The sequence below is a fragment of the Serratia sp. HNCC26DJ244 genome (genome assembly GCF_057180565.1).
In genome coordinates, this window is sequence record NZ_JBXUGO010000035.1 from 1 (window position 1) to 16324 (window position 16324).

Consider the following 16324-nt stretch of genomic DNA (forward strand, 5'->3'; position numbering starts at 1 on the left):
ACTGCCGTTATTCAATAAGCTAAAATCATACAGCCCGTTGGCTACACGCTCACTATTTTGAGTAATGCCATAGCGCACACCTGGGTTCACTGCAGCCCCATTGAGCTGCATGTTTAACCCACTGACACTGCCGGCGCTGGTGGCGTTCACCAACTGAGTCCACTGGGTATTTATATTCTGGTTAAGTAAAGAACGACTCCCTATTAACGTATTGGCATTGATGGCACCATCACCCACAATATTAATGGTGCCACTGGTGGCGGTCAGGGCGGTGGCGCTAATAATGCTATCCGCACGATCACTGAATAAATTGCTATAAAACTCTGCTGTGCCACCGGCTATGCCCAGGTTGCCGATATTTTGCGTACTGGTTGTTCCCGCCGCACCCACCGTGGTCCGATTGCCACTGCTTAGGGTGAGTGTCGCTCGGGTTAACGCTGTCGTATTATTACCGGTCAAAGCGAACTGGCTGTTTTGTAGATTCACGGTACCGGTAAAAGCACTACCGGCATTGGCACCAAAACCAAAGCTCAAATTCGCATTGCTGCCATTGACATTAATTTGCCCTGCGCCGGTAATGCCATTATTCAGGGTATAGTTGGCGGTATTATTAATCAGCAAGCGGCTATTCGCATGAGTCATATTAAACCGGGCATTGCTATTTAATGATGTGGCGTTATTCAGGGTTAAGCTGGAGGTGTTAGTTTGGTTAAAAATACCGGTAAAGTTGCTGGCGTTGGTACGGCTGGCCATACTGATATTACTGTTATTTAACGTCCAGGTCCCCGCACCCGTTAATGTATTGACAAATGCTGTCCCGGAATAGCTGTTAAAGAATAACACCGCACCATTAGCAACACTGATTGCCCCATTCCCCAATGCGCCGTTAGTGCTCGCCTGCAATGTACCAGCCGAAATAGTCCATGGCGAAGTAGTAGTACTGCTACCGCTTAGCGTCCAGGTACTCGTGCCGGTTTTTTGTAATGCCGTGAAACTACTGAATTGACCACCGAAAAGGGACATATTAAAGGTAGCGTTGGTCGTACCGCCTAACGTCAAGGTATTGGTTCCCCCCCCCCCGACATTACCGTTAATCGTGTGGCCCGCCCGTAACTCCAGGCGATTAGTACCCGTAGTAAATGCAATGGCATTGCTGCGCGCACCACCGGTGCTAGTTAGACCACCGCTGATAGTACCGGTGTTAATGATGGTCATATTACTGCCAGTGATACCAACGCCACCCGCCGCCAGTGCCCCCTGTGTACCTGTGGCACCCGTGCCACTTGCTCCGCCACTCCCCCCCTGAATAGTTCCGGTGTTGGTGATGGTCAATGATGACCCGGTTATCCCTGCGCCACCGACCCCACCAGAACGACTAGTTGCAGTATAAGTACCACTTGCTCCAGTACCACCAGTGCCCCCGGTAATGGTCCGGCTATTAGTAATACTGACGCCAGTACTCATCAGCCCACTACCACCTCCACCACCAAAACCAGAACCAGCACCACTACCAGCAGCAGGGCCGCCATTACCCCCCGAACCACCAAAAATATTATTATTCACCGTGGTGGTGCCGGTCCCTGTCAGCACGATACCGGCACCACCGCCACCGCCACTCCCCCCATCCATACCACCACTAGCTAAGGCATTACCGCCATTACCCCCATTACCACCCCGGGCAATCGCTGTAACTGTGTTTAATGTGCTACCCACAAAACCAGCGCCCCCTCCACCCCCACCACCAGCACCAAAACCACTCGTACAGGAAGGTGTGCAGGTAGCATCACCTCCGGCACCACCAACTCCACCTAGCGGATTACCTGCGCTACCGACACTTCCACCTGAGCCTCCCGCCCCCCAAGGGTCACTGTTGTCATTCGCGGTACCTCTTGACCCCGCCCCACCAGTACCATTGGCTAAACCAGCAGAACCCGCTATAGAACGGGTACTAGGTTGCCCACCAATACCATTAGCGCCCCCGCCCCCGCCGGCTCCACCATAAGCGCCATTCCCGCCCCTGAAAGAAGCATTATCGCCACCCGTACCATTGGCAAATACCCCTTGCGAGAGTAAAAAAAGACAAACCGCACTCAGCAGTGGCCAACCACGTATTGATAAAGCGCTTTTTTTAATTGTTTGACTCTCTGAAGCGTGACAACCAGCACCTTCAACCACAGTCTGACCAGAGGATGACTTACCAGTACGGCGTGTAAACTCAGAAGCCACCTGCATAAGCCCTAAAGCGTAGTTAAAAACAACACGGTATACACGATTCATACTGTCCATCCCCTCTATGCCAGCATTGCTCTAAATGAGGTGACAATATCTTGAATTTATTGGTTATATGATGATGTCACCCATCGTATGACTCTTTGCGTAACACTGATACAGGTTTGTTAAATAAATTGAGTTAATGTTTTATAGAATAGAGTGATAAGGTGTGAACTCTTTATGTCCTGCCACACTCAAGTTACAGGTAAAGCCCTTTCGCACCCACATCACCTCTGGCGCCGAAACGAGTAATTACAGGGAACCAGGCTGAATAACTCAACCAACAGCCCTGCAATTGAAGTATAGAGAGCCTCATGAGCATCAGGTTTGAGACTCATTCGCTTCTTAAGAAAGTGTAGTAGAAAAAAGTCAGTTAACCATTCTTTTACATACCCAAACTTATGCAAAGTGCAGAACAAAATGCAACGACTGGGGCAGTCATAGGCGGGAAGTACCGAATGATAAGCATTTGAGCGGAAAATTTTCACTCAACGTATTGAAGGTAACAACCTGACGTTAAGAACTCGCATTAAGCGTTTGGTGCGTAGAACGATTTGCTTTTTATGCTCAATGGAGTTGCATGAAAAGTCATCGGGGCATTCATCGAAAGTCTATGTTCTACTCATTGGAGTCATTACCTACTCCTTTATTTCCACAAGCCCTGCCATTATTCAGGGTTCAACGTATAGAGCAGGTCGGCATAAATCTCGGCTAACACACCCCCCGGTTTAAACTGCTTTTTGATCCACTGTGTGACCTGCCCGCTTGCAGCGTGCTGTGTCGCCAGCAACATACGGGAATCCTGGCGTGGGTTATGGATGGTGCGGATGATCAACAGCCCCTCTGCTACCGCATCACTCACCATATACTCCGGCAAAAAACCGATACCCTCACCTAAAATCTGGCACTGGCATTTGGTATTGAAATCTGGCACTAAAATCGCTTCCTGCCCATGTAACAACCAGCCTACTTTCTTATTCAGGGTATGTGCCGTGTCCTCAACCATAATGTTTGGGTAGAGCCTGAGTTGGCTCTCTGATATGGGCTGCGGCATAAATGCCAGAGGGTGATCAGGGGCAATGGCAAAGACCCAGCGGATAGCTCCAATATCGGTGTAATCAATACCTCCCCCATCCAGCAGGGTATCTGGTGCCCCAACGGCAATGTTCGCCTGATTATTAATGATGGAGTCCCAAACGCCATTGTAGACCTCCGTCGTCACCGTGATATAGCAGGTCGGGAACTGTTTCTTCAGTACCTGCAACAACCGGGCAGTATGGCGAGGGGTATAGAGCAACTGGTTAATGCAAATACGCACCCGAGCCTCTATCCCTTGAGAGATAGTGTCGATGCCACGTTTGATGGCATGGAAATCATTAAGTAGATCAGTCGCTTTACGGTAGAAATAAAAACCTGACTCCGTCAGTTCAATGCTGCGCGTGTTACGATTAAACAGCACCACATCAAGGCCGGTTTCCATTCGCTTGATGGTGTAGCTGATCGCTGAGGTTGTCAGGCCCAGTTCCACCGCTGCCTTGCTGAAGCTGGCAAAGCGCGCCGCGGTGGTGAATGCCAAAAGATTCTCTTCGGTAAAAATCGAGTTCATTGGTTACACTTGGCTCCATTCCCTTGCTGGATGGCGGCGGTAGAGCAAGGGGAGATCTAACCCAACCGCCTTTATACCCAAACTCCTGCCAATGTGGCAAACAAGCGTGGTCACAGTATTGAACGTAATTTAACACTGTCTTTACAACTTACTTGATGGGCTTCACATTTCTGATGATTGGTTTCCCCCTCGACGTTGCAGACAGCGAAAACAAGGGGATTAAAGCAGCATTTACCCTAAAAAAAGAACCAACCCGCAGAAAAATATTGAGCTGTCGCACGCTTTGTTATTGTTGTTGAATAATATTCAACAATCAGCTGCTTTGCAATGAATGCTTTTTAACCGGATGTTCTTCTTAGCTGTTTATTGATACTCTTGCTATCAATAAATAGCAGGCAAAGACACAAGAAAAAGGAACAATATATGTCTGATACTTCAATGAATAGCGAATTCCTTTATGCTGCAGAACAAGGGGATATTGATACATTAAGAAAATGCATCAGCAAGAATATCAACCTTGACTGTACCAACCGTCAAGGTCGTACCGCAATTACTTTGGCTAGCCTCAATAAACACTACGATTGTGTTGAGTTATTAATATCTGCCGGCGCAGATGTTGACAAGCAGGACCAAACTTGCTTTAACCCTTTCCTATTAAGCTGCCTAAATAACGATTTGACATTATTACGCTTGGTATTACCCGCTAAGCCGGATCTGGATCGTTTAACGCGTTTTGGTGGTGTTGGTATTACGCCTGCCAGTGAAAAAGGCCATGTAGAAATTGTGCGTGAATTATTAACGTGTACCGATATTAATCTTAACCACACCAATTTTGTTGGCTGGACTCCGTTGCTGGAAGCCATCGTACTCAACGATGGTGGGCCGAAGCAGCAGGAAATTGTTAAATTGCTGCTTGAGCATGGTGCCAATCCTCATATGACCGATAAATATGGCAAGTCACCACTGACGTTGGCTAAAGAAAAAGACTATCACGAAATCGCTGAACTGCTGATAGCGGCGGGCGCATAAAGAGGATAAGCGGACAATCGCCATGTTCATTCAAGTTGCTGGTAAGTGGTAATTTGAACTAACCTGGGGCTATAGCAAATAATATACAACACCCCTGTTCTAAGGTTGTTTTATCAGAACAGGGGTGAAATGAGAAAGAATAAATACCTTTATTCTATTTTTGTCGCATTAAAAAACACAAACCATTTTAAATTTCATGGAGCCAACCTTACATAAGGTCATTCGAAAAGGAATATGATCGTCGCATTATATTAAAAGTGCATGACGAACCACCCTATTAGTAACATCACTACAGGCGTTATACATCAAGTTGCTTGGGTATTTGCTATGACGGTGCATTTTTATAAAGCATCCGTACAGCGCTGTTCAAAAACGAGCTAGGTTTTTGTCATACAACTCAAGTTTCTTTAAGTATAACGAGAATTAAAAGAGCGACTGAAATTCAGGTGGGAACATGCTGTATAGCATAGCTGACACCTGTTTATTGGCCTCATATTTTGGAGAAAAATATGTCCATCAGGATTATTGTTAAACAAAACACGTGGTTTGATTCCATTACACTGATGTCGATTTCCACCAAAGCCAACAAATTACCTGGGGTTGAACAGGCATTTGTCGCTATGGGTACGGAAATGAACAAAGGGATACTCAAGGATCTCGGGTTACTAACACCTGAACTTGAAGCGGCTAAAAATGGCGACCTGATGATGGTGATCAAAAGCGGAAGCGATGATGCTAACCAAGCCATTCTGCAAGCCATTGAGGAGTTGTTCACCCATAAAGACCAAAGCACCCACCATGAAGCGCGTTACGCGACTATTGCCAGCGCCAAAGCTCACATCCCAGAAAGTAATCTGGCGATGATCTCAGTAAATGGTTTGTATGCAGCGCGAGAAGCTCGCCAGGCATTGCAAAATGGGCTCAACGTGATGCTGTTTTCCGATAATGTCTCCATTGAAGACGAATTGGCTCTCAAACAGCTGGCGCATGACAAAGGGTTGCTGATGATGGGCCCAGACTGCGGCACCGCCATTATTAATGGTACCGCTCTGTGTTTTGGTAATGCGGTACGTCGTGGCAGCATTGGCATCATTGGTGCTTCCGGCACCGGCAGCCAAGAGGTGAGTGTTCGTATTCATGAGTTTGGTGGCGGGATTTCACAGCTGATTGGTACCGGTGGGCGCGATCTGAGCGAGAAAATTGGCGGTCTGATGATGCTTGATGCCTTGACAATGTTGGAAGAGGACGAAAAAACAGCCGTTATCGTGCTCATCTCCAAACCCCCAGCACCAGCAGTGGCAGATAAAGTGCTGGAGCGTGCCCGAGCCTGCAGTAAACCCGTGGTGGTCTGTTTCCTGGGGCGCAACTCCCCACCCGCAGATGAGGCTGGATTGCTGTTTGCCCGTGCAACCAAAGAAGCTGCATTAAAAGCGGTGCTGCTCAGCGGCATCGACGAGAGTTCCCTCGATCTCCACCCACTTAACTGGCCTTTAATTGAAGAAGTCCGCGCCCGTTTAACGCCGCAACAGAAGTATATTCGCGGCCTGTTTTGTGGTGGCACGTTGTGCGATGAAGCAATGTTTGCTGCGCTGGAAAAATATGATGACGTCTACAGCAATATTCAACCCGACCCCACTAAGCGCTTGCAAAATGTGAACCACAGCGTGGCCCATACCTTCCTGGACTTCGGTGATGATGATTTTACCAACGGTAAACCACACCCGATGATCGATCCAACCAACCGTATCAACCGTTTGTTGCAGGAGGCTCGCGATCCGCAAGTGGGCGTGATCGTGATGGATTTCGTGCTGGGCTTTGGCTCACATGAAGACCCGGTGGGTGTGATGATCGATGCAATAAAAGAAGCCAAAGCGATTGCGGCCCGTGAACAGCGTCCCCTGGAGATCCTCGGCTATGTGCTGGGCACCGATCTCGATACGCCCTCATTACAGCAGCAGTGCCAAATGCTCACCGATGCGGGTGTCATCTGGGCGAGCAGCAGCACCAATACCGGATTACTGGCACGCGAATTTGTCTATCAAGGGGAGAAAGCCTAATGAGCCAATCATTCTTCAATCAACCACTGAATGTCATCAATATTGGTATTGAAATGTTCAGCGACGATCTTAAAGCCCAACATACACCGGTCACCCAGCTCAACTGGACACCCCCTGGACTGGGTAATCTGGCCGTGATAGCCGCGCTCGATCAGATCGCTTCCCCCGAGCTTGCAGAAAAAATTGCAAGCGCCAACCAACTGGCACTGACGCGGATTATTCAATCACATCCGGTACTGGTGGGCTTTGATCAGGCAATCAATGTTGTACCCGGCATGACACGCAATACCATTTTGCATGCGGGCCCACCCATCACCTGGGACAAGATGTGCGGCGCAATGAAAGGTGCGGTTACCGGGGCACTGGTATTCGAAGGTTTGGCCACGACTCTGGAAGGCGCGGCCAATTTGGCGGCCTCCGGTGAAATCATCTTCTCCCCATGCCATGAACATGATTGCGTAGGCTCAATGGCCGGTGTGACTTCTGCCTCAATGTTCATGCATATCGTTGAAAACAAGACCTATGGCAACCGCGCTTACACCAATATGAGCGAACAAATGGCGAAAATCTTGCGCATGGGGGCCAACGACCAGAGCGTGATCGACCGTTTGAACTGGATGCGCGATGTGCAAGGGCCAATGCTGCGTGATGCCATGAAGCTGGCAGGGGAAATCGATCTGCGACTAATGCTAGCGCAAGCGCTGCATATGGGCGATGAATGCCATAACCGCAACAATGCGGGAACCGCACTGCTGATCCAGGCGCTGACCCCTTGGATCATCCAGACCGGTTACCCGGTCGAGCAGCAGCGCGAGCTGTTTGACTTTGTTGCCAGCAGTGATTACTTCTCCGGCCCAACCTGGATGGCAATGTGTAAAGCTGCCATGGATGCCGCGCATGGCATTGAATACAGCACCGTGGTGACCACGATGGCACGTAACGGCGTGGAGTTCGGTCTGCGCATCAGTGGGTTACCCGGTCAATGGTTTACCGGCCCGGCCCAGCAGGTCATTGGCCCGATGTTTGCCGGTTATAAACCAGAAGACTCCGGGCTGGATATCGGTGACAGCGCCATTACCGAGACCTACGGCATTGGTGGTTTTGCCATGGCGACTGCCCCGGCCATCGTGGCCTTGGTTGGCGGCACCGTGGATGAGGCGATCGATTTCTCACGCCAGATGCGGGAAATCACACTCGGTGAAAACCCTAACGTCACTATTCCCCTGCTCTCTTTTATGGGGATCCCGACCGCCATCGACATCACCAAGGTTGGCAACAGCGGTATCTTGCCGGTGATCAATACCGCCATTGCCCATAAGGATGCCGGTATTGGCATGATTGGTGCCGGTATCGTTCACCCGCCGTTTGCCTGCTTTGAGAAAGCGATACTGACTTACGCTATTCGCTACTGCCAATAAGCGGCCCCAACATTTTCAAGGAGCAGCCAGGTGACCGGTTGCCCTCGCTCCGGGGCTCCCTGGGCTGGGCAGCATAAACCAACAACCTGGCTGCATAACTTAAGCACGAGTGGAAAACAGGGCTGGCTCCGATGCTGACCTGGGTCACTAAAACAAAAGTTGTTCATCTGCTGGAACGAAAGTGCTCCCGTCGATCACAACCTACGTTTTAACGACCTGCGAAGGAGGGTTTATGAACAAAATAAAATTAGAGTGGAAACGTGGTGATTGGGCTGCCTACTTTGGGCTGATGACCAATAACCTGACCAACCTGCTAACAATGATGGGATTGCTGATTTTCGTGGTCGGGATCCCCAAAGAGATTGTGTTCGGCCGTATTGCCCCAGCCTTTGGGCTGGCGGTGTTTATGGCCAGTATTTGTTACACCTGGTTTGGCCTGGAGATGGTGCGTAAAACTGGACGCAGCGATGTGACCGCACTGCCTTCCGGCCCTAGTGCCCCGTCAATTTTCACCGTGACCTTTCTGGTGCTGATGCCGGTGTATCAACAAACCGGTGATGCGGACTTTGCGATCCAGATTGGTCTGGTATGGTGTTTTGTTGAAGCACTGATCCTGGTTGGGGGTTCATTCCTCGGCGAGACCATCCGCAAGATGATCCCTCGTACGGTGCTACTTTCCTGTCTGTCCGGCCTGGGGTTGTTATTGTTGGCAATGAACCCGATGCTGCAAGCATTTGAAGCCCCTACCGTTTCCTTTATTGTTCTCTTGCTGATATTTATTAACTGGTTTGGTAAAAAGCCGATCTTCGCTCGCATCCCGACTGGTTTATTGCTGCTGGTTGCGGGTACGGCTCTGGCGTGGATTTCTGGTTTACAAAGCCCTGAAGCCATTAAAGCCTCCATGTCCTCTTTTGGCTTTAACCCACCGGGGATCCATATTGATGGTTTTCTGCAAGGGGTGCCTCATGCTCTGCCTTATCTGGCCTCTGCCGTCCCATTGGGGTTGGCAAACTACATCTTTGACCTTGAGAACATCGAAAGCGCACACGCCGCAGGGGATAATTACAATACCCGTAACGTCATGATGGCCAACGGCCTCTCCTCGATGCTGGGCTGCCTGATGGGTAACCCGTTCCCGGTGACCGTTTACGTCGGGCATGCCGGCTGGAAAGCCATGGGAGCCAGTATCGGCTATACCCTGGCTTCCGGTGCGACGATGTTTATCGTTCCGCTATTCGGCTTGGGGGCTTTTATGTTGGCTATCATTCCGATGACCGCCATTGTTCCTATTCTGGTTTTTATCGGGGTGGTCACCGCCAATCAGGTCGTGCGGGAAACACCGAAAATCGAAGTTCCGGTGATCTTCATCTGCCTATTCCCGTGGATTGCCAACTGGGCACTCACCATGGTCAATAGCATTATGGGTGCGGCGGGTACCTCAGCGGCCAAGCTAGGCGCCGAGTTGCTGCACAGTAAAGGCGTGTACTATCAGGGATTGATATTTTTAGGCAGCGGAGCGCCACTGGCCAGTATGTTGTGGGGCTGCATCGCTATCTTCTCCATCCTCGATAAACCATTACGCGGTGCGGTAGCTGCGGCAACCGGTGCCTTACTCGCCCTGTTCGGTATAATTCACTCCCCGATGGTGGGCTTTGCTACCGGTAGCTCGCTGACGTTCACCGTAGCCTATTTGATGATGACCGCCCTGTTTGTGGTGAAACATTTCCTGGATAGCCGCCAAGAGGTTCCTGCCTCTGAGCTATCGCCAAGCAAAACAATCTAACCCTGGCGGGGTTCGCCCCGCTTCTGAACGGATAACGTCAATGAAAGAGCTTATGGTCGTTGCCATTGGCGGCAACGCAATTATTAAAGATAATGCCAGCCAGTCTATCGAACACCAGACCGCCGCTGTGAAGGTTGTAGCCAGTTCTCTATTGGAAATGCTGGCATCAGATTACCATCTGGTACTGACCCATGGTAACGGCCCGCAAGTGGGGTTGGATTTACGCCGGGCAGAAATTGCCCATGAGTACGCCGGGTTACCGCTGACTCCGTTAGCCAACTGTGTGGCAGACACTCAGGGCGGTATCGGCTATCTTATCCAACAAGCCCTTAGCAACCAATTGGCAAAGCATGGTGAGCAGAAAGCCGTTACTGTAATTACCCAAGTGGAAGTTGACCCTAACGATCCCGGATTCATGCAGCCCACTAAACCGATTGGTGCGTTCTTTAGCCAAGAACAGCGGGATACCTTATTGCAACAGCATCCAGATTGGCATTTTATCGAAGACTCTGGCCGCGGTTATCGTCGGGTCGTGGCCTCACCCGCTCCACGGCAGATTGTGGAGGCGGCGGCCATTAAGGCGCTGACACAACAAGGGTTTGTCGTTATCAGTGCTGGCGGTGGCGGGATCCCGGTGATCCGTGGCCCGCAAGGTGAGTATCAAAGTGTGGACGCCGTGATCGATAAAGATCTCTCGACCGCACTACTGGCTCAGGAAATCCATGCTGATGTGCTGGTGATAACCACTGGCGTAGAAAAAGTATGCATTAATTTCGGCCAGCCGAACCAGCAAGCGCTCCATCGGGTCAGTGTGGCACAGATGACGCGTTATATGGCGGAGGGGCACTTTCCTCCTGGCAGTATGTTGCCTAAAATAGCCGCTAGCCTGGCATTTTTGCAGCAAGGAGGGAAACGCGTGGTGATCACTTCACCTGAGTGTCTAGCCGCTGCTCTGCGCGGTGAAACAGGAACGCATATCGTCAATACCTAAGAGGGAAGAAAAGATGATCCAGAATAACAGTCGTCGAGATTTCTTGAGCCGCAGCACCAAGATAGCCGCTGCCTGTGCGCTGTTTGGTGTTACTGCCACTCATGCCGCAAAATCAGCCATAGCCAGCGGCGAACCCAGTCACGGGATGAAAATTAGCAGCCCGCATTATTATCTGGACAATGTATTGCTGGAAAGCGGCTTTGAGTTTAACGGGGCAACCCCCATTAGCACCCGGACCGAGCTGAAAACGCTGGAGATCAAACAGGGTAAGATCGTCGCCCTGCTGGATAATCATCTACATGCTAATCACACACTCGCCGTTTATGACGCAGGTGGCAAGCTGATGCTGCCTGCGATGCGAGATATGCATATTCACCTGGATAAGACCTTTTACGGTGGCCCATGGCGCTCCCTTAATCGCCCGGCTGGCACCACCATCAAGGATATGATCGCACTGGAACAGAAGCTATTGCCAGAGTTGCAGCCCTATACGCAACAGCGAGCAGAGAAGTTGATCGATTTACTACAATCCCGTGGTTCCACCATCGCTCGTAGCCACTGCAATGTCGAACCCACCTCGGGGCTGAAAAACCTGGAGGCACTACAAGCCGTTCTGGCTCGGCGGAAGTCAGGCTTTAGTTGTGAGATTGTGGCTTTTCCACAACACGGATTACTCTATTCAAAATCGGAACCACTGATGCGTGAAGCGATGCAAGCGGGCGCGCACTATGTGGGGGGGCTCGATCCCACCACTGTTGATGGTGCGATGGAAAAATCCCTGGATACTATGTTCCAGATCGCACTGGATTATAACAAAGGTGTAGATATCCACCTGCATGAAACCAGCCCGGCAGGCCTGGCCGCGATAAATTACATGATGGATACCGTAGAAAAAACGCCACAACTAAAAGGTAAGCTGACCATCAGCCATGCCTTTGCCCTGGCAACGCTAAATGAACAGCAGGTTGATGAACTAGCGAGCCGTATGGCCGCGCAGCAAGTGACTATCGCTTCCACCGTCCCCATCGGCACGCTGCATATGCCACTGAGCCAATTGCGGGAAAAAGGGGTATTTGTCATGACAGGCACCGACAGTGTTATTGATCACTGGTCACCCTATGGCCAGGGTGACATGCTGGAAAAAGCCAATCTTTATGCTCAGCTTTACATTCGGCCGAATGAAAAAACCTTGTCCCGTGCACTGGCTATTGCCACAGGCGATGTATTACCGCTCAATGATCAAGGGGAACGTCAATGGCCTAAAGCCGAGGGCGAGGCAAGCTTCGTGCTGGTGGACGCATCCTGCTCCGCCGAAGCAGTAGCTCGGATCTCCCCAAGAACCGCCACATTCCACCGGGGGGAGATAGTCTGGGGAAGCGTAGGGCAAACCAATAACGCCTGACGGCAAATCCTACAGAGGTGAACAGCCATTGCGCTGTTTCACCGCTATCGTCAGTAATCACTGTCGTGGTCAAATTTTTAGGCCACGATAGTTTCATCTGGCTGGGGACGCAGGTGCCGCTTTTTTTACCCATTGCGAACAAAAAGGATGGTTAACCCGCGTACCGGGGTTTAGGGAAGTCAATCTCACACCCAGTGGGAAACGGGCCTTTAAAAAATGGTTCGGTATGGTTTTGTGATATCTCTATGATGAGTGAGCTTTGATCGCGGAGATCACTATTTGTCATCCGCAGCCCATCACATACCGTACTTCCTCCGCGCCCTTAATCGCTCTTTGGCTTTTTCCAACGCCAATTTGGTGCGCCCAGGAAACAACGCCCTTAGTTCGTCGTAAGGCCAGGCCAGATGTTTTTCCAACAAACTCCATTCGGCGTCGCTCCAACGCAGGGGCGGTGCTTCTCGGGGTTTTACTTTATGGTATTTCAGCCCTAACTCACTGGCCCTGATTTTAACCGCCTCACGACTTCTGAGGGGGAGTTTTTTGGCCACCTTGGTGCCTAACGTGGGGTAAAATTCGCGTAAAATGCGTTCTTCATCGGCATGCCAACTGCGTACCCGGGTTACCCCTATCTGGTTTGCCATGGCCTCAATGGCGCTTTTCCCCCGACCCGCCAATAAGGTTTGCATATCATCAAGGCTTCTACCATCGGCATAGTATTTGCGCAGGATATCGAGCTCCTGATCCGACCACGCACCCGATTGTTTTTTGCAAAGCCCCAATGACTGGGCCGCCGACCTCACCGCACTGATCCCCCGGCCCAACGTCGCCGCCATCTCCCGGGTCGATGTTTTGCCGTAGTGGGCTTCGACATAGTTCAGTTCTGTTATCGTCCAGCGTGAGCGGCCATTTCGCGGGGGAGATTCTATACTCACCGCTGTCTTGGGCTCGGGTTTTTGAAGCTCAAGCCCTAACCGATGCGCCATCGTCCTCAACGCGCCAAGCGTACGCCCCAGCCTGACCGCTATCTGGGTGGGAAGTAACTTGGCATGAGATGCCTTAAGAAATTCAATTTCATCCGGCGTCCAGAGTACGCTGTTCCTTCTGGTCTTAGCGGGTTGTTCCATCATCCTCACCCTTCTCCTTAGTTTTCAACCTGACTGCGCTGAATCGGTTGGTCTTTGAGTTATCAGCATATAGCGTTTAAGCAGTTGTACAAGGCGCTACTGGATTACGGCAGTTTACCGCTGGACAAGAATCGGTGTAAGCGAACTATCCGCCCTGTAGTGATGGGGTTAACGTCGGTATCGTAACCCGAGTTTTTTTGCTTGATGCTTGATAGCCGGTAGCGTTCTATGGGGTAGTTTAGAAATAATGCTAGAACCAAGATCAGGATAAAACTCTCGCAAAATTATATCTTCATACGGTTGCCAGGGTCGTCTTCCCGTCAGATCCATTTTGCTTGCCTGCGCTCTGATGGCCCCTTTTGTGCGACCAGGTAAGCGTGACTGGACATACGAAATACCCAACCCTCGGTCATAATGATCACTCAACACCGCCATTTCCTCTTCAGTCCATGGCCCAACTGACTTTTTACCCAAGCTCAATTGATTGACGGTCACACGCACTGCGCTGACACTTCGCCCCAGGGTGGCTGCAATTTTCCTGGTGGGCATCTTACCGTAGTGTTCCTTTAGAAAACGCTTTTCACTGGCACTCCAACTCTCTCTTCCGGTGATGCCAAGCTTACTGGCCAGTGCGGCAATCGCACCTCTGGTTCGCCCAGGTAACAGTGATTGTATTTTCCCAAGCCCCGCTCCCTTTTTATAATGGCTGTGCAACAACGCGATTTCCGCTTCGGTCCATGGCCCAACCGACTTGTTACCCAGTCCTAACAAGTGGACAACCCTTCTTATGCCATTGATACTTCGACTCAGTTGATCGGCGATGTCCTGCGCGGGCAGCTTGCCATAGTGTTCTTCGACAAAGTGAAGCTCTCTGATAGTCCAGCGCGAACGGTGATTACGGTATTTCTGCGATGGTTCCATCATCCTTCCCCCTCTCCTTTGTTTTCAACCTTACTGCGCTGAATCGGCTTGTCTTTGAGTTATCAGTATATAACGGTTAAGCCGTTGTGCCAGTTGCTGCTCTGCCTGTGATTGCGCGCCCTGTGGCTGTACCAGACTCTCCGCTTGCCGCTGGACCAGTGAATCGGGCTCACGCAACTCACCCAACTGCCCCGCCGGACGCGGGAGTTCCGGCAACGGCGTTATTGATGCCACCAGTTATTACTCCACCGCCGTGGGCGAATGCAGGTGCTGCCAGCCCCAGTGCAAGTGCCCCCGAGCTAATTTCATCCCTTAAAGGAGGACAGGGATACAGTCTAATAAAGTGACCGGCTATCCATCAGTTGTTGTTGCCGCAGGTGGCGCAGCAACACTTTGCCCTGTGGGGTAAATTCGGTGCCATAGCGCACCAGGCCGACGCCCTTCAGCTCGGCATCAATGGCGTAGCGCAACTCACCAGGGGTGCTCTGTTCCAGCATCAGCACATCAATCCTCTTCAGGCGCGGCTCATATTTCAGCAACACGTCAGACAGGGTAGTGATTAACTGGTGAGCCGTACCGGGCATCCCCTGCAGGATTTTGCTCATATCCGGCAGACCATAGTCCGGTAAATGCGACAAGGTCCCAGCGCGACAATTGAGAATGCGCTGCATATTGTCCAGCACCGACATAATCAGCTGGTTCTCTTCACTGATTTGGTGTAAATCCAACCCCCCGGCAAAGTTGCCGTAGAGGGTTTCATATAATGAGGGACGGGGCATGGGTTACTCCTTTAACGGGAGCAGGGTCAGGTGGTTACTGCCCGCTTCAATCACCCGTGGCTTGTCCGGGTCGAGCTCTTCACGCTGCAGCACCAGCTTCCAGTTGTTTTTGGCCATATCCGGGTGACGGAACATCCCCACCACTGCCACAAACTGGGTATCGGGGTCCATCGGCGCATCCAGCGAGGCATCGCCCCCGGGCTTCAGCACCACCTCACGGCTGGCAATCAACTCCGCCGCCAGCAACGTCTCCCCGTCCTTCAATAACTGTTGGTAAACCAGTTTATCGAACGCTTTACGGTCTTTAAGCTGATAGACCCGGATGACCACCGACTCTGACAGGGAGTTATTCTCATGGGCATCGGTATTGAGTGCCTCACGCGCCGTGAAGTCGAGGCGCAACACCTTTATCTTCTTATAAAAAATCGACGATACGGCGGATTTGGTGCCATCACTGACGCTCTGGGTCAGGCCACACCCTGACAGTGTGCCCACCAGAACCGGCAACAGCAGCCAGCCTGCAGATTTAGTCAAACGGGTACGTAACACGTTGGTTTCCTTTTGTCTCGATTGCCGGGCATAAACCTTGGTAACCACCCAGCTCCATGGTGAAAGTGGTGGGGATATCATCAGGGACACACTCCCCTTCTACCCCCAGTACGCCGCTCATCCCCAGCCAGAAGGGGGCTTCCCCCAACGGCGGCACACTGAGCAAGCGCGTGTTGACCGTCAAGCGTATCTTGGCCTTGAAGCGCCAGCCCAGGTAGACACGCAGCATCACCAGAAAGTCCTGATACAACTGCCCCTCAGGCATCCAGCCGTGGGCTTCATCCTGGTCGTCGGTACTTAATTCAATCAGCAGTTGGCTGCTGGTATCCATCACCTCATCCCCCAACGGGGTGTTGCCATCCAGCACAAAGCCCCCTTCGTCGGTGAACATCAG

General features: G+C 51.2%; 14 protein-coding genes and 1 pseudogene. 7 read left to right on the top strand and 8 right to left on the bottom strand.

The features are described 5' to 3' along the window. Nucleotides 1-2277: ESPR-type extended signal peptide-containing protein (locus AC2A06_RS17880; RefSeq protein WP_484381163.1), on the bottom strand; the 2277-nt coding region annotated here is incomplete at its 3' end. Nucleotides 2278-2707: 430 nt separating this feature from the next. Here AC2A06_RS17880 and AC2A06_RS17885 point away from each other — a divergent pair. Then, nucleotides 2708-2960 (top strand): annotated as a pseudogene (locus AC2A06_RS17885) (IS1 family transposase); the annotation flags it as partial. Here the strand turns inward: AC2A06_RS17885 and AC2A06_RS17890 are convergent. Continuing rightward, nucleotides 2939-3877, bottom strand: coding sequence for a LysR substrate-binding domain-containing protein (locus tag AC2A06_RS17890; protein WP_484381164.1), 939 nt, complete (start codon nucleotides 3875-3877; stop codon nucleotides 2939-2941). The pseudogene AC2A06_RS17885 and the gene AC2A06_RS17890 sit on opposite strands and share 22 nt — an antisense overlap. A gap of 423 nt (nucleotides 3878-4300) precedes the next feature. On the opposite strand from AC2A06_RS17890, the gene AC2A06_RS17895 reads away from it, so the two are divergent. The 6 genes from AC2A06_RS17895 (at nucleotide 4301) to AC2A06_RS17920 (ending at nucleotide 12557) form a co-directional block, all read left to right on the top strand. Continuing rightward, the gene (locus AC2A06_RS17895; protein ID WP_484381165.1) at nucleotides 4301-4906 is read left to right on the top strand and encodes an ankyrin repeat domain-containing protein; all 606 of its coding nucleotides are present in this window, start codon (nucleotides 4301-4303) and stop codon (nucleotides 4904-4906) included. A gap of 509 nt (nucleotides 4907-5415) precedes the next feature. Beyond that, complete coding sequence (fdrA, locus tag AC2A06_RS17900) at nucleotides 5416-6963, top strand: acyl-CoA synthetase FdrA (protein ID WP_473195405.1); 1548 nt, start codon at nucleotides 5416-5418, stop codon at nucleotides 6961-6963. Next, nucleotides 6963-8381 carry a YlbE family protein gene (locus AC2A06_RS17905; protein ID WP_473195406.1) on the top strand — a complete coding sequence of 473 codons (1419 nt, stop codon included), beginning with the start codon at nucleotides 6963-6965 and terminating at the stop codon, nucleotides 8379-8381. Before fdrA ends, AC2A06_RS17905 begins: the two co-directional genes overlap by 1 nt. 232 nt (nucleotides 8382-8613) lie before the next feature. Further along, complete coding sequence (locus AC2A06_RS17910) at nucleotides 8614-10164, top strand: xanthine permease (protein ID WP_484381166.1); 1551 nt, start codon at nucleotides 8614-8616, stop codon at nucleotides 10162-10164. Nucleotides 10165-10204: 40 nt separating this feature from the next. Next, on the top strand, nucleotides 10205-11155 hold the full coding sequence (locus AC2A06_RS17915; protein ID WP_484381167.1) for a carbamate kinase family protein: 951 nt from the start codon (nucleotides 10205-10207) through the stop codon (nucleotides 11153-11155). Between the two features lie 13 nt (nucleotides 11156-11168). Next, complete coding sequence (locus AC2A06_RS17920; RefSeq protein WP_484381168.1) at nucleotides 11169-12557, top strand: amidohydrolase family protein; 1389 nt, start codon at nucleotides 11169-11171, stop codon at nucleotides 12555-12557. 296 nt (nucleotides 12558-12853) lie between these two features. Here AC2A06_RS17920 and AC2A06_RS17925 read toward each other — a convergent pair whose 3' ends face one another. From AC2A06_RS17925 to AC2A06_RS17950, 6 genes are all read right to left on the bottom strand, one after another. Beyond that, nucleotides 12854-13684: a hypothetical protein gene (locus AC2A06_RS17925; protein WP_484381169.1), complete on the bottom strand. Its 831-nt coding sequence runs from the start codon at nucleotides 13682-13684 to the stop codon at nucleotides 12854-12856. Between the two features lie 165 nt (nucleotides 13685-13849). Continuing rightward, nucleotides 13850-14605, bottom strand: a complete 756-nt coding sequence (locus AC2A06_RS17930) for a hypothetical protein (protein WP_484381170.1) — start codon at nucleotides 14603-14605, stop codon at nucleotides 13850-13852. A 27-nt stretch (nucleotides 14606-14632) separates the two neighbouring features. After that, nucleotides 14633-14836 carry a hypothetical protein gene (locus tag AC2A06_RS17935; RefSeq protein WP_484381171.1) on the bottom strand — a complete coding sequence of 68 codons (204 nt, stop codon included), beginning with the start codon at nucleotides 14834-14836 and terminating at the stop codon, nucleotides 14633-14635. Nucleotides 14837-14937: 101 nt separating this feature from the next. Further along, nucleotides 14938-15381, bottom strand: coding sequence for a type VI secretion system baseplate subunit TssE (gene tssE, locus AC2A06_RS17940; RefSeq protein WP_473195417.1), 444 nt, complete (start codon nucleotides 15379-15381; stop codon nucleotides 14938-14940). Nucleotides 15382-15384: 3 nt separating this feature from the next. Beyond that, the gene (gene tssJ, locus AC2A06_RS17945; protein WP_484381172.1) at nucleotides 15385-15930 is read right to left on the bottom strand and encodes a type VI secretion system lipoprotein TssJ; all 546 of its coding nucleotides are present in this window, start codon (nucleotides 15928-15930) and stop codon (nucleotides 15385-15387) included. Next, a partial coding sequence (locus tag AC2A06_RS17950) for a type VI secretion system baseplate subunit TssG (RefSeq protein WP_484381173.1) occupies nucleotides 15908-16324 on the bottom strand: 417 nt, incomplete at its 5' end. The genes AC2A06_RS17950 and tssJ, both read right to left, overlap by 23 nt.

Coding starts and splice junctions, on each gene's coding strand:
- AC2A06_RS17915 (WP_484381167.1), top strand. CDS start 10,205: ATGAAAGAGCTTATGGTCGTTGCCATTGGCGGCAACGCAATTATTAAA.
- fdrA (WP_473195405.1), top strand. CDS start 5,416: ATGTCCATCAGGATTATTGTTAAACAAAACACGTGGTTTGATTCCATT.
- AC2A06_RS17890 (WP_484381164.1), bottom strand. CDS start 3,877: ATGAACTCGATTTTTACCGAAGAGAATCTTTTGGCATTCACCACCGCG.
- AC2A06_RS17910 (WP_484381166.1), top strand. CDS start 8,614: ATGAACAAAATAAAATTAGAGTGGAAACGTGGTGATTGGGCTGCCTAC.
- tssE (WP_473195417.1), bottom strand. CDS start 15,381: ATGCCCCGTCCCTCATTATATGAAACCCTCTACGGCAACTTTGCCGGG.
- AC2A06_RS17925 (WP_484381169.1), bottom strand. CDS start 13,684: ATGATGGAACAACCCGCTAAGACCAGAAGGAACAGCGTACTCTGGACG.
- AC2A06_RS17930 (WP_484381170.1), bottom strand. CDS start 14,605: ATGATGGAACCATCGCAGAAATACCGTAATCACCGTTCGCGCTGGACT.
- AC2A06_RS17895 (WP_484381165.1), top strand. CDS start 4,301: ATGTCTGATACTTCAATGAATAGCGAATTCCTTTATGCTGCAGAACAA.
- AC2A06_RS17905 (WP_473195406.1), top strand. CDS start 6,963: ATGAGCCAATCATTCTTCAATCAACCACTGAATGTCATCAATATTGGT.
- AC2A06_RS17920 (WP_484381168.1), top strand. CDS start 11,169: ATGATCCAGAATAACAGTCGTCGAGATTTCTTGAGCCGCAGCACCAAG.